8 protein-coding genes are annotated in these 13,488 nt (G+C 74.4%); 3 read left to right on the plus strand and 5 right to left on the minus strand.

Annotated features, from left to right (window positions below):
* Positions 1-23 precede the first annotated feature (23 nt).
* Both ACIA79_RS09555 and ACIA79_RS09560 read right to left on the minus strand, forming a co-directional pair.
* The gene (locus ACIA79_RS09555; protein WP_399427590.1) at positions 24-3,434 is read right to left on the minus strand and encodes an ATP-dependent helicase; all 3,411 of its coding nucleotides are present in this window, start codon (positions 3,432-3,434) and stop codon (positions 24-26) included.
* 74 nt (positions 3,435-3,508) lie between these two features.
* Positions 3,509-3,886: an MGMT family protein gene (locus tag ACIA79_RS09560; RefSeq protein WP_399427591.1), complete on the minus strand. Its 378-nt coding sequence runs from the start codon at positions 3,884-3,886 to the stop codon at positions 3,509-3,511.
* Between the two features lie 137 nt (positions 3,887-4,023).
* On the opposite strand from ACIA79_RS09560, the gene ACIA79_RS09565 reads away from it, so the two are divergent.
* The 3 genes from ACIA79_RS09565 to ACIA79_RS09575 all read left to right on the plus strand — a co-directional run bounded on the left by ACIA79_RS09565 (position 4,024) and on the right by ACIA79_RS09575 (position 10,082).
* The gene (locus ACIA79_RS09565) at positions 4,024-6,696 is read left to right on the plus strand and encodes a lysylphosphatidylglycerol synthase domain-containing protein (RefSeq protein ID WP_399427592.1); all 2,673 of its coding nucleotides are present in this window, start codon (positions 4,024-4,026) and stop codon (positions 6,694-6,696) included.
* 90 nt (positions 6,697-6,786) lie between these two features.
* Entirely contained in the window at positions 6,787-8,370 is a 1,584-nt protein-coding gene (locus tag ACIA79_RS09570) for an alpha/beta hydrolase (RefSeq protein ID WP_399427593.1), read from the plus strand.
* Positions 8,371-8,516: 146 nt separating this feature from the next.
* The gene (locus ACIA79_RS09575; RefSeq protein WP_399427594.1) at positions 8,517-10,082 is read left to right on the plus strand and encodes an alpha/beta hydrolase; all 1,566 of its coding nucleotides are present in this window, start codon (positions 8,517-8,519) and stop codon (positions 10,080-10,082) included.
* A 208-nt stretch (positions 10,083-10,290) separates the two neighbouring features.
* Here ACIA79_RS09575 and moeZ read toward each other — a convergent pair whose 3' ends face one another.
* From moeZ to ACIA79_RS09590, 3 genes are all read right to left on the minus strand, one after another.
* Positions 10,291-11,469 carry an adenylyltransferase/sulfurtransferase MoeZ gene (gene moeZ / locus ACIA79_RS09580; protein WP_399427595.1) on the minus strand — a complete coding sequence of 393 codons (1,179 nt, stop codon included), beginning with the start codon at positions 11,467-11,469 and terminating at the stop codon, positions 10,291-10,293.
* Between the two features lie 71 nt (positions 11,470-11,540).
* Complete coding sequence (locus tag ACIA79_RS09585; RefSeq protein WP_399427596.1) at positions 11,541-12,317, minus strand: spherulation-specific family 4 protein; 777 nt, start codon at positions 12,315-12,317, stop codon at positions 11,541-11,543.
* Positions 12,305-13,330: an NAD-dependent epimerase/dehydratase family protein gene (locus tag ACIA79_RS09590; protein ID WP_399427597.1), complete on the minus strand. Its 1,026-nt coding sequence runs from the start codon at positions 13,328-13,330 to the stop codon at positions 12,305-12,307. The genes ACIA79_RS09585 and ACIA79_RS09590 overlap by 13 nt, the downstream gene beginning before the upstream one ends.
* Between the last annotated feature and the right edge of the window lie 158 nt (positions 13,331-13,488).

A 13,488-nucleotide genomic window follows, 5' to 3' on the forward strand; every position in this document is an offset into this window, starting at 1 on the left:
CTAACCGCCGCCACTGACATCGCTCACTCGAGGATCTGGCGGCCCTCGGGGCGGGCGCTGCACGAGGCCCGGAACGCGCAGTGCGTGCAGTGCTGGCCGGCGGAGGGGGTGAAGCGCTCGTCCAGGACGCGTCCGGCGGCGGTGGCGAGCAGGTCGCCGACCCACTCGCCGGCGAGCGGCTCCTGGGCCTGCACCTTCGGCAGCAGGTCGCCGCCCTCCTTCCGGGGCGCGGGCTGGCGCAGCTGGACGAGCTCCGCGCCGCCGGGCTCGGGGCGGCGGCCGTCGAAGACCTCGTCGAGGGCACCTTCGCGGACGGCGAGCTGGTAGACGGCGAGCTGCGGGTGGTGGGCGACCTCGTCGCGGGTCGGGGCCGACTTGCCGGTCTTGAAGTCGACGACGTACGCGCGGCCGTGCTCGTCGGCCTCGACGCGGTCCATGGAGCCCCGGATGCGCACCTCGTACTCCCCCGCTTCGAGCGTGACGTCGAAGTCGTGCTCGGTGGCCGCGGGGCTACGGCCGCCGCGGTCCATCACGTGCCAGCGCAGGAACCTCTCCAGCGCCACGCGCGCGTGCTCCTTCTCCTGGGCGGACTTCCAGGGGGCGTCGAAGGCGAGCGCGTTCCACACGGAGTCGAGGCGCTCCATGAGGACGGCGAGATCGGCGGGGGTGCGGCCGGAGGCGACCTCGTCCGCGAGGACGTGGATGACGTTGCCGAAGCCCTGGGCGGCGGTCGCGGGGGCGTCCGCCTTGACCTCGCGGCCCAGGAACCACTGGAGGGCGCAGGTGTGGGCGAGCTGCTCCAGGGCGCTGCCGGAGAGCGCGACGGGCCGGTCGCGGTCCCGGAGGGGGGCGGTGGAGTGGGTCGGCTCGTACAGCCCCCACCAGCGGTAGGGGTGCGCCGCCGGGACGAGCGGCTGGTCCTCGTCGTCGGTGAGCGCGGCGAGCTCGGCCAGGCGCCGGGCGGCGGCGTCGCGCAGGGCCGGGGAGGCGTCGGGGTCGACGGTCGTGGCGCGCAGTTCGGCGACGAGCGCCGCGACGGCGAGCGGACGGCGGGGGCGGCCGGTGATGTCCTTCGGCTCGACACCGAGCTCGGCCAGGAAGCGGGAGGGCTGGTCGCCGTCGTCGGCGGGCGCCTTGACGGCGGTGACGACGAGGCGGTCGCGGGCGCGGGTGGCGGCGACGTAGAACAGGCGGCGCTCCTCGGCGAGGAGGGCGCCGGGCGTCAGCGGCTCGGCCAGGCCGTCGCGGCCGATCCGGTCGGCCTCCAGGAGGGAGCCGCGGCGGCGCAGGTCCGGCCAGAGCCCTTCCTGTACGCCGGCCACGACGACCAGGCTCCATTCGAGGCCCTTGGAGCGGTGGGCGGTCATCAGGCGGACGGCGTCGGGGCGGGCGACCCGCCGGGAGAGGGTGTCCGCGGCGATGTCCTGGGCGTCGAGCTCTTCGAGGAAGTTGAGGGCGCCGCGGCCGCCGGTGCGTTCCTCGGCGCGTGCGGCGGTGTCGAACAGGGCGCACACGGCGTCCAGGTCCCGGTCGGCGTTGCGGCCGGCGGCTCCGCCGCGGAGCGCGGCGCGCTGCAGGCGGGCGGGCCACGGCGTGCCGTCCCACAGCAGCCAGAGGGCCTCCTCGGCGGTGCCGCCGGCCGCGAGGAGCTCGCGGGTACGGTGCAGCAGCCGGCCCAGCCGCTGGGCGCCGCGGGCGTAGGCGGGGTCGTGGGCGACGAGCCGCTCGGGCTCGGCGAGGGCGCGGGCGATGAGCAGGTCCGAGGGCGGGGGGACCTTGTTCCCGCCGGCCCGCTCCTCGTCCCGCAGGGCCCGCCCGAGGCGTCGCAGGTCGGCGGCGTCCATGCCGCCGAGCGGTGACGCGAGCAGCCCGATCGCCGTCTCGGCGTCGAGCCACGCGTCCCCGGCTTCCGGCGGCTCGGAGCCGCCCGGGAGCCCGACCCCCTCCGCGCCCTCGGCGCCGCCCGCGGGCTCGGCACTCTCCGCAGGCTCAGCGCGCAGGGCGGCCTCCGCTTCCCCGACGCCGTCCGCCGGCACGGCGCCCGCACCGGCGCCCGGTCCGAGCGCCGCCGTGGCCGCGGCGCGCAGGGCCGTCAGGAGCGGGGAGACCGCGGGCTCGTGGCGCAGTGGGATGTCGGGGGCGTCGACCTCGACGGGGACGCCCGCGGAGGTGAGGGCGCGACGGAGGGTGGGGATGGTGCGGGTGCCCGCGCGGACGAGGACCGCCATGTCGTGCCAGGGCACGCCGTCCTCCAGGTGGGCGCGGCGCAGGATGTCCGCGATGTTGTCGAGCTCCGTGGAGGCGGTCGGGAAGGTGTACGTCTCCACGCGGCCGCCGTCCCGTACCGCCGCCAGGTCCCGGTGGGCGCGCACCTTGTCGGCGGGCAGCCGCGGCAGGGGCATGCGCGCGGTGAGCAGGCGGGTCGCCGACAGCAGCGCCGCGCCGGAGCGGCGCGAGGTGGTCAGCACGGCGACCGGTGCCGGGGAGCCGTCGGCGCGCCGGAAGGCGTACGGGAAGTCGAGGATGCCGTTGACGTCGGCGCCCCGGAACGCGTAGATCGACTGGTCGGGGTCGCCGAACGCGTACAGGGTCCGCCCGCCCCCCGCCAGCGCCCTCAGCAGCCGGACCTGCGCCGGGTCGGTGTCCTGGTACTCGTCGACGAAGACCGCGTCGTAGGAGGGGAGGTCCGCGGAGCCGGCGAGCAGCACGGCGCGGTGCACGAGCTCGGCGTAGTCCAGTACGCCCTGCATGTCGAGCACGTCGAGGTACTCGGCGAGGAACTGCGCGGCCGCCGACCAGTCGCGCCGTCCCTGCCGCGCCGCGAAGTCCGCCAGGGCGCGCGGCCCGAGGCCCAGCTCGCGGGAGCGGGCCAGCACGGCCCGCACCTCGTCGGCGAAGCCGCGCGTGGTCAGGCAGGCCCGCAGTTCGTCGGGCCAGTGGACGCGGGCCAGGCCCTCGCGCTCCAGGTCGAGCTGTCCGGCCAGCAGCTCGCGCACGGCGAGGTCCTGTTCCGGACCGGACAGCAGGCGCAGCGGCTCGGAGAACAGCTCGGCGTCCTGGTGCGCGCGGATCAGGGCGTAGCAGTAGGAGTGGAAGGTGGTGGCCTGCGGGGCGCGCGCGCCGGGGATGCGCGCCGCCATCCGGTCGCGCAGCTCCACCGCCGCCTTGCGGCTGAAGGTGAGGACCAGGATCCGCTCGGGGTCGGTGCCGCCGGCGATACGGGCGGCGACCGCCTCCACCAGGGTGGTCGTCTTGCCGGTGCCGGGCCCGGCCAGCACCAGCAGGGGTCCGCCGGTGTGGTCAACCACGGCACGCTGCGATGCGTCCAGGAGAGGGGGGTTCACGGGAGCCGGCGGGGTACGCACCAGTCGGTACGCGCCGGGGGTGCGCCCCCGGTACGGCGTACGCCCGGTGGTAGTCGAGGAGGAGCTCACGTGGATCGCCGGTCCTGGTGGGTGTGCTGGTGGTGAAGGGCAACGTTACGCGGGCGCCGCGGACGACGGGGCCGTCACGCCGGAGCGGCCACGTCACCGCCGTCCCACCGCGCCCGGCGCATGTCGAGGCGCGGCAGGTGCCCCTCCGCGGTGCGCGCGGCCTCGCGCAGCGGGGTGCCCTCCTCGCGGTAGTGGCCGAGGGCGCGCAGCTCGTGCCCGGGCAGCAGCTGCCCGTCGGCGCGCACCACGCGCCACCACGGCACGCCGCCGCCGTACAGCGCCATGACACGGCCGACCTGGCGCGGGCCGCCCTCCCCGAGCCACTCGGCGACGTCCCCGTACGTCATCACCCGGCCGGGCGGGATCAGCTCCGCGGCCTCCAGCACCCGCTCCGCGTACTCCGGCAGCCCGGGCGGCGGCCCGGGCGGTTCCGGCAGCCCCTGCGTACTCATCCGGACCATCCTGCACCACGGCACCGACAACGCGGGCGACGCGGGCAGTGCACCCTGATGCCCCCGCCCGGCGCCCGGTCATGCCACCATCTTCCGGGCGGTGACTGGTGATACGAGATCAACAAGACAGAGGGACCATGGAGGGGCAGGATGTACGGCCTCTCGGGGAGTCGCAGAAGGAGACGGTATGCGTGAACGCGGAGGGGCCCATCGACCGCGTCTCCGGTGACGAGCCGCTTCTCGCTGCCCGCGTCCACCGCCCGTCCGATCTGCTGCGGCTGCTCATCGGTCTCTTCGCGATCGCCGTCGTCCTGGCCATCGCCGCGTTCGCCCACGCCACGACCTCGGGCCTGGAGCAGGACATCAACAAGGGCACCGGCCAGGCGCCCGACCTCTTCGTCAAGCTCGCCGGGCTCGCCTCCAGCATCGCCGTCCTGCTGGTGCCGGTCGCCTTCGCGATCGAGCGGCTGATCAAACGGGACGGCCTGCGCATCGCCGACGGCGTCCTCGCCGCCGTCTTGGCCCACGGCGTCACCCTCGCGACGGACCTGTGGGTGGCCAGGGGCGCCCCGGCCACCATCGCGGACGCGCTGACCCAGCCGGCCGCGGGGGGCGGGCTGACCGACCCGGTCCACGGGTACCTGGCCCCGGTCATCGCCTACATGTCGGCCGTCGGGATGGCCCGCAGACCCCGCTGGCGCATCGCCCTGTGGGCGGTGCTGGTGCTGGACGCCTTCACGATGCTGGTGGCCGGCTACACCACACCCCTGTCGATCATCCTGACCATCCTGATCGGCTGGACGGTCGCGTACGGCACGCTCTACACGGTCGGCTCCCCGAACGTCCGCCCCACCGGTCAGACACTCCTGGCGGGTCTGCGCCACGTCGGTTTCCGCCCGGTCAGCGCCATGCGCGCCGAGGACGTGACCGACACGGCCGAGCAGGGCGACCGGGGCCGGCGCTACCTGGTCACCCTGGAGGAGGGGCCGCCGCTCGACGTCACCGTCGTGGACCGCGAGCAGCAGGCGCAGGGCTTCTTCTACCGGGTGTGGCGCCGGATGACCCTGCGCGGGATCACCACCCGCCGCTCCATCCAGTCGCTGCGCCAGGCCCTGGAGCAGGAGGCGCTGCTGGCGTACGCGGCGATCGCCGCCGGCGCCCACGCCCCCAAGCTGATCGCCACCTCCGAGCTCGGCCCGGACGCCGTGATGCTGGTGTACGAGCACCTGGGCGGCAGATCGCTCGACGCGATGGCGGACGAGGAGATCACCGACGGCGTCGTGCGGGGCTCCTGGGAGCAGGTCAAGGCGCTCCAGTCGCGCCGCATCGCGCACCGCAGGCTCACCGGCGACGCGATTCTGGTGGATCGTTCCGGCAGGGTGATCGTCACGGATCTGCGCGGCGGTGAGATCGCCGCCGGCGACCTGGTCCTGCGCATGGACATCGCGCAGCTGCTGACGACGCTGGGCCTGCGGGTCGGCGCGGAGCGCGCGGTGGCCGCCGCGGTGGAGGTGCTCGGCCCCGACAAGGTCGCCGACTGCCTGCCGCTGCTCCAGCCGATCGCGCTGAGCCGCTCCACGCGCGCGACGCTGCGCAAGCTGGCCCGGGAGCGGGCGCAGCGGGAGCGCGAGGCCGTGCTGCAGGCCTCCGAGGAGGCGCGGCAGGCGCGCCTGGAGGCCGCCGGGACGCCCGGGGCGCCGCACGGCGCGGAGAAGGACGAGAAGGCGGAGCGCAAGGCGGTACGGGCGGAGAAGCAGGCCGAGAAGCGGGCGCTGGACGAGGCCCTGGACGAGGCCCGCGAGGAGGACCTGCTGGCCCAGATCCGGCGGCAGGTGCTGCTGATCCGTCCGCAGGCGCCGGTGGAGCCGGTGCGGCTGGAGCGGATCCGGCCGCGCACCCTCATCAGCCTCATCGCCGGCGCGATCGCCGCGTACTTCCTGCTGTCGCAGATCGCCAGTACCCCGCTGTCGACGATCGCCCACGCGAGCTGGGGCTGGGTGGCCGTGGCCCTCCTGTTCTCCGCGCTGAGCTACGTGGCGGCGACGATGAGCCTGCTGGGCTTCGTACCGGAGCGCGTGTCGTTCGTGCGCACGGTGCTGGCGCAGGTGGCCGGCTCGTTCGTGAAGATCGTCGCGCCGGCGGCGGTGGGCGGTGTGGCGCTGAACACCCGCTTCCTCCAGCGCTCCGGCGTACGGCCCGGGCTGGCCGTGGCGAGCGTCGGGGCCTCGCAGCTCTTCGGCCTGGGCGCGCACATCCTGCTGCTCCTCGCCTTCGGCTATCTGACGGGCACGGAGAAGACGCAGGACTTCACCCCGTCGAGGACCGTCATCGCGGGCCTGCTGACGGTCGCCGTGCTGGTGCTGGTCGTCACGGCGATCCCGGCCCTGCGCAAGTTCGTCTCGACCCGGCTGCGCTCACTCTTCGCGGGTGTGGTGCCGCGCATGCTGGACGTGCTGCAGCGGCCGATGAAGCTGCTCACCGGCATCGGCGGGATGCTGCTGCTCACCGCGACCTTCGTGCTCTGCCTGGACGCCTCGATCCGGGCGTTCGACCAGGGGAACCAGCAGCTGAGCTACGCGAGCCTCGCCGTGGTGTTCCTGGCGGGCAACGCGCTCGGGTCGGCGGCGCCGACGCCGGGCGGTGTCGGCGCGGTGGAGGGCGCGCTCACGTTCGGTCTCGTGGGTGTGGGCGGGCTGCCGCTGGAGGTGGCGACGCCCGCGGTGCTGCTGTACCGGCTGCTGACGCTGTGGCTGCCGGTGCTGCCCGGGTGGCTCTCGTTCAACTTCCTCACCCGCAAGGGCGCCCTGTAGGCCCCGTTGCGGGTGGCCCGGCTCCCGGCCGGGCCACCCGCATGGACCGCCTCGCGGGCGGCGGGCGCGCGGCGGGCGCAGCATGGGTACATGCCGACGCCCAGCCGCACCCACCGGCGTACCGCAGTCCTCGCCGCGGCGGCGAGCGCGGCGACCGCCGTCGCCGTCCTGTTCGCCGCCGGCTGTTCCGGCGGCACGCGGGACGGCGACGAGGGCGGCCGGGACCGCGACCTCGCCGCCCAGGCGCTGGAGTGGTCCGAGTGCCGGGCACCCTCCGTCGGGGAGGGCAGCGGAACGGCCCCTTCCCCGCTGCCGGGCGGCGCCGTGTGGGAGTGCGCCTTCATGGACGTGCCCCGGGACTACGCGCAGCCGGACGGGGAGACCATCGAGCTGGCCCTGATCCGGGCCAAGGCGGCCGACCCGGCCCGCCGCATCGGCTCCCTGATCTTCAACTTCGGCGGCCCGGGAGGCTCCGGCATCACGGCCCTGCCGTCCTTCGCCAAGGACTACGAGCAGCTCCGCAGCCGCTACGACCTGGTGAGCTTCGATCCGCGCGGGGTCGGCCGCAGCGAGGGGGTGGAGTGCGAGGACGACCGGCAGCTCGACGCGTTCTTCGCGCTGGACTCCACGCCGGACGACGCCCGCGAGGAGCGGATCTGGGTCGACGCGCTGAAGCAGTACGCGGCCGCCTGCCAGGACCGGTCGGGCGCGATGCTCCCCCATGTGGGCACCGTCGAGGCGGCCCGGGACATGGACCTGATGCGGGCGGTCCTGGGCGACGACAAGCTCCACTACTTCGGCATCTCGTACGGCACGGAACTGGGCGGTGTCTACGCCCACCTGTTCCCGGAGCGGGTGGGCCACGCGGTCTTCGACGCCGTGGTCGACCCCACCGGGACCCCCGAGCAGGGCTCGCTCGCCCAGGCCCGCGGCTTCCAGCTGGCGCTGCGGAACTTCGCCGCGGACTGCGTGAAGCGCGGCGACGCGTGCAAGCTGCCGGGCAGCACCGTCCAGGAGATCGAGCAGTTCGTGATCGGGCTGCTGGCCGAGCTCGACAAACGGCCGATCACCGGCCTCGGCGACCGCAAGCTCACCCAGTCGCAGGCCACCAACGGCATCGCGCAGGCCCTGTACTCCAAGGAGTACTGGCCGTACCTGGAGCAGGGTCTGGACGAGGCGGACGGCGGCCAGGGCGGGCTGCTGCTGGCCCTGTCGGACTCGATGAACGGCCGCGACCAGAACGGCACCTACAGCAATCTGCAGGCGGCGAACGCGGCCATCAACTGCGTGGACGACAAGCAGCGGTACACGCCGGCGCAGGCCAAGGCGAAGCTGCCCGAGTTCCGCGAGGCGTCCCCGGTCTTCGGTGACTTCCTCGGCTGGGGTCTGATCGGCTGCTCGCAGTGGCCGGTGCCCGGCGCCTGGGACCATCCCGACGTGAGCGCCCCGGGCGCGGCGCCCATCGTCGTCATCGGCAACACCGGCGACCCCGCGACGCCGTACGCGGGCGCCCGGAAGATGGTGGAGGCGCTGGGCAAGGGCGTCGGTGTGGAGCTGACGTACCGGGGCGAGGGCCACGGCGCGTACAACGGCGGCGACGCGTGCGTGCGGCGCGCGGTCGACGCGTACCTCCTCCGCAACAAGGTCCCCGCGCCGGGCACGGTCTGCCCGTAGCATCCGCGCTGCCCTGAGCGCCCGCACAGCCGACGGGCCCGCCCCGGCTGCCGTCGGCCCGTGCGGCCCGTGCGGCCCGTAGCGCCCGCGCCGTTGTCGGTGCCGCCCGCTAGGGTGGCGAGCCGGTACGGATGCTGGGGGGACACATGTCCATACGGGTACGGGCGGGGGCCTGGGCGGCGGCCGCGGTGCTGCTCGCCGGGCCGGTCGCGGGCTGTGACGGCGGCGACAGCGGCGACCGTGCCGGTGGCGACGGCCGCAGCGGCCCGCCGGCCCGTACGGCTCCGGGGTCCCCGGCTTCCGCGCTGCCCGCCGCGCTCACCGGCCAGAAACCGCGGTGGCGCGGCTGCGAGGCGCCCGGGGGCGGGGAGGAGCCCGGTGCCGGGTGGCGTTGTGCGGCGGTGAAGGTGCCGCTGGACTACGGGAACCCGGGCGGCGGGACGATCTCCATCGCGCTGATCCGCAAGGAGGCGCGGGAGGAGGACCGCCGGATCGGCTCCTTGCTGTTCAACTTCGGCGGTCCCGGCGCTTCCGGCGTCGGCATACTGCCCCGCACGGGCGACGAGTACCACGCCCTCAACGCCCGGTACGACCTGGTCGGGTTCGACCCGCGCGGTGTCGGGCGCAGCGCCGGTGTCGTGTGCCGGGACGACGAGGAGCAGGCGGCCGCCGAGCGGAGCGTCGACCTCACGCCGGACACCCCGGCCGAGGAGACGGCGTTCATCCGGGACGGCGCCGCCTTCGGGGCCGGCTGCGCCACGCGCGCGGGCAAGCTCATCGCGCACGTCACGACGAGCAACACGGCCCGCGACCTGGATCTGATCCGGCACGTGCTGGGCGACGAGAAGCTGCACTACCTGGGCTTCTCCTACGGCACGCAGCTGGGCGCCACCTACGCCCACCTGTTCCCCGGGAACGTGGGGCGGGCGGTCCTGGACGCGGTGGTGGACCCGACGACCGACACGGCGGGCCACGCCCGCAACCAGACCACCGGCTTCCAGCGGGCGCTGAACAACTACTTCCGCAGCAGGGGCGAGGACCCCGCGGCGGGCACCGCGCGCGTGGCCCGGCTGCTGCAGCGGCTCGACCGCGAACCGCTGCCCTCCAGCAGCGGCCGGAAGGTCACGGAGAGCCTGGCCGTCACCGGTGTCGTCCAGACGCTGTACTCGCAGAGCATGTGGCCGCTCCTCACCCAGGCCCTCGACGAGGCGGAGGAGCAGCGCACCGGCGACACGCTGCTGCGGCTGGCGGACATGTACAACAACCGCGACGACAGCGGCCACTACGGCACCGAGCACCACTCGCAGCGGGCGATCTCCTGCGCGGACAGCAGCGAGCGGCCCACGGTCGCCGACGCCGAGGCGCTGGTGCCCGAGCTGCGGCGGATATCCCCGGTGTTCGGCCCGTTCCTGGCGTGGGACACGGCCGCCTGGTGTGCGTCCTGGCCGGTGGAGGGCGAGGCGGCCGCGTGGGACGCCGGCGCCCCGGGTGCCGCTCCGATCCTGGTCGTGGGGACCACCGGGGACTCGGCCACGCCGTACGAGGGCGCGCAGCGGATGGCGGACGCGCTCGGCAAGGGCGTCGGCGTCCTGGTCACCAACAAGGGCGAGGGGCACGGGGCGTACGGCACGTCGGCGTGCGTGACCCGCACGGTCGACGACTACCTGCTGGAGGGCAAGGTGCCGGCCGGGGGCACGACCTGCTCCTCCTGAGCCCCGGCACACGGCCGGCGGGCGACACCGACACACGAGCCGGCACACGACTCGGCGGGCGACCCGCCGCACGGCCGGCGCACGACCCGGCGTGGGCGACCCGGGCGCACGGCGAAGGGCCGGACCTCACCGGGCCCGGCCCCCGCACCGTCGATCGGCGCCCGTCGAGCGGCGCACCGTACGGGACGAGCCCGTACGGAGACCTCGTCTAGTAGACCGGCTTCTGCGGCTCGATCTGGTTGACCCAGCCGATGACGCCGCCGCCGACGTGCACCGCGTCCGAGAAGCCGGCGGACTTCAGCACCGCCAGGACTTCCGCACTGCGGACACCCGTCTTGCAATGCAGGACGATCCGCTTGTCCTGCGGCAGGTCCTGGAGGGCGTTGCCCATCAGGAACTCGTTCTTCGGGATCAGGCGGGCGCCCGGGATGGAGACGATCTCGTACTCGTTCGGCTCGCGGACGTCGATGATGTCGATCTTCTCGCCCTCGTCGATCCACTCCTTGAGCTGCTTGGGAGTGATCGTCGCGCCCAGCGCCGCCTCCTGGGCCTCCTCGGACACGACGCCGCAGAAGGCCTCGTAGTCGATGAGCTCGGTGACGGTCGGGTTCTCGCCGCAGACCGCGCAGTCCGGGTCCTTGCGGACCTTGACCTGGCGGTACTGCATCTCCAGGGCGTCGTAGATCATCAGGCGGCCGACCAGCGGCTCGCCCACGCCTGCCAGGACCTTGATCGCCTCGGTGACCTGGATGGAACCGATGGACGCGCACAGCACGCCCAGCACGCCGCCCTCGGCGCAGGAGGGGACCATGCCCGGCGGCGGGGGCTCCGGGTAGAGGCAGCGGTAGCAGGGGCCGTACTCGGACCAGAAGACCGACGCCTGGCCGTCGAAGCGGTAGATCGAGCCCCAGACGTACGGCTTGTTCAGCAGGACGCACGCGTCGTTGACGAGGTACCGCGTGGCGAAGTTGTCCGTACCGTCGACGATCAGGTCGTACTGGCTGAAGATGTCCATCACGTTGTCGGCCTCGAGCCGCTCTTCGTGGAGGATCACGTTCACGTACGGGTTGATGCCGAGGACGCTGTCCCGCGCCGACGCGGCCTTCGAGCGGCCGATGTCGGACTGGCTGTGGATGATCTGGCGCTGCAGGTTCGACTCGTCGACCTCGTCGAACTCCACGATGCCGAGCGTCCCCACGCCGGCCGCGGCCAGGTACATCAGCGCGGGGGAGCCGAGGCCGCCCGCGCCCACACAGAGCACCTTGGCGTTCTTCAGCCGCTTCTGCCCGTCCATCCCGACGTCCGGGATGATCAGGTGGCGGGAGTACCTGCGGACCTCGTCTACGGTGAGCTCGGCAGCCGGCTCGACCAGGGGTGGCAGCGACACGGAGACCTCATCAATACAGCTGGTCGGTAGTCAGTACGGTTTCTGCTTCCGTAACAGTGCCACGGCCCTTCTCATTCCGAGACACGTGGTCCGATACGCGAGACAATTTCGTCCCAGTAACCGGGCAGTGCCGCGAAAGGGTCGGTTCGTCCCCCGCGGTCGCCGGACCGGTCACCGGTGCGGTCGGTGAAGAAGATCGTCCCGGCGCCCTGCCACCGGGCGATGCGCACCGCCTCGTCGAGGTGGGTGCGGGGCACCCCGTGGACGAGGTGCACGAACCGCTCCGGCGGATGGTCCGCGGTCCACTCCGCCACCTGCGACCAGCGGTAGTCGGCCCAGGACCCGAGGAAGGTCACCATCTGGTCGGCGACGCCGGCGTAGCCGGGGTGCGGGTGGACCCCGTGCCCCAGGACCAGGTGGCCGCCGTCGGCATGCTCCAGGACCACATCCAGCGTGGCCGTGGTGCGCCGTACGGCGGGGAGGTCGGCCGCGCCCGAGGGGCAGTGGTCCAGCAGGAAGCCGTCCACGCGGTACCAGTCGGCGAACCGCTGCGCGTCGCCGACGAGGTCGCCGAAGGGCCGGGACCCGTGCCCGAGGTCGAGGTGGCCGAGCACCTTCACGCCCGCGTTGCGCAGCCGGCCCGCCGCTGCCAGGCAGTGCGGGTCGGGCCGGGTCCCGGGGCCGTCCGCGACGTTGAGGACGGCCCAGTGCAGCGGGGCGCCGGGACGGGTCAGCTCGCCCCATTCGGTGGGCGCCAGCAGCGGGTGGGCGTAGCCGGGGATGCCGATGCCGAGCTCCGCCGCCCCGGTCGCCGACAGGCGCGTGCCCGTGCTGGTCAGATGCGACATGCGGCCTCCATCCAGATGTCGGCGAGGGACTCCTCCAGGTTGATGCGGGGCCGCCAGCCGAGCCGGTCGCGGGCGGTGCGGACGTCCGCCTGCTGCCAGCTCCCGCAGCCGTCGGGGTACGGCAGGGGCGCGCCGACCGGCCCCTCCGGCACGCTCTCTCCGCGCTGGGCGCCGATGGCGGGGCTTCCCAGGACGTGTCCGGCGAGCGCGGGCCCGCCGAGCGGGGAGGGGCCGCCGCCGGGGACCGGCCGGCCGGGCGGCGTGTCGAGCTCGTGCAGGGCGCCCGCGTAGCCCGCGACTCTGGCGAGGACGGCCGCGGCGTCCCGGAGGCGCACCGCGCGGCCCGTGCCGATGTTGACGATGCCCTGCGCGGCGGAGAGGGAGGCGGCGTGCACGGCCCGGGCGACGTCCCGGACGTCGACGAAGTCGCGGTGCACGCCGAGGCCGCCCAGCTTCAGCTCCCCGTCGCCGGACTGCATCGCGCGGCGCATAGCCTCCGCGAGCCGGCCGAGCGGCGAGCCGGCCGGGGTGCCGGGCCCGACAGGCGAGAAGACGCGCAGGACGACGGCGTCGAGGCCGGAGCCGAGGACCAGCTCGGAGGCGGCCAGCTTCGACACGCCGTACGGGCCTCCGGGGCGCGGGACCGCGTCCTCGGCGGTGGACGAACCCGGCTGGGACGGCCCGTACTCGGAGGCGCAGCCGACCTGGACCAGGCGCGCCCCGCAGCCGCTGCGGCGCAGCGCCTCGCACACGGTGGCCACGGCGACGGTGTTGTGCCGGGTCAGTTCCCGGGCTCCTCCGCGGGTGGTCCCGGCGCAGTTGATGACGACCCCGGGGTGGACGGCGTCCAGGAAGCGGGTGAGCGCGCCCGGGCTGCCGCCGGCGAGGTCGAAGCGCACGTCGGCGTCGTCGCCGCGCCCGAGCGCGGTGAGGTGCACGGCCGGGTCGGCGAGCAGCCGGTCGGCGACGAAACGGCCGAGGAACCCGTTGGCACCGAGCAGCAGCACCCTCATCGCGCGGTCCCTTCGTGCCGACCGGGCGTTGCTGGGGTTCGGTACGTCATCTCTGTTCTCTCCTAGGTGGTGGTGCCGGTGAGGGCTGTGGGTGCGGCGTCCGTGCGGCCTGGGCCCACGGGCGGCCGCCGGCCGGTGGCGGAACCGGCCGGGTATCC

This window comes from Streptomyces sp. NPDC051310 (genome assembly GCF_044455245.1).
Classification (GTDB): domain Bacteria; phylum Actinomycetota; class Actinomycetes; order Streptomycetales; family Streptomycetaceae; genus Streptomyces.

What these genes read in the sequence shown, in the direction of transcription:
- ACIA79_RS09560 (WP_399427591.1), bottom strand. Translation starts at nt 3,886, where the DNA reads ATGAGTACGCAGGGGCTGCCGGAACCGCCCGGGCCGCCGCCCGGGCTG.
- ACIA79_RS09565 (WP_399427592.1), top strand. Translation starts at nt 4,024, where the DNA reads ATGGAGGGGCAGGATGTACGGCCTCTCGGGGAGTCGCAGAAGGAGACG.
- ACIA79_RS09570 (WP_399427593.1), top strand. Translation starts at nt 6,787, where the DNA reads ATGCCGACGCCCAGCCGCACCCACCGGCGTACCGCAGTCCTCGCCGCG.
- ACIA79_RS09575 (WP_399427594.1), top strand. Translation starts at nt 8,517, where the DNA reads ATGTCCATACGGGTACGGGCGGGGGCCTGGGCGGCGGCCGCGGTGCTG.
- ACIA79_RS09585 (WP_399427596.1), bottom strand. Translation starts at nt 12,317, where the DNA reads ATGTCGCATCTGACCAGCACGGGCACGCGCCTGTCGGCGACCGGGGCG.
- ACIA79_RS09590 (WP_399427597.1), bottom strand. Translation starts at nt 13,330, where the DNA reads ATGAGGGTGCTGCTGCTCGGTGCCAACGGGTTCCTCGGCCGTTTCGTC.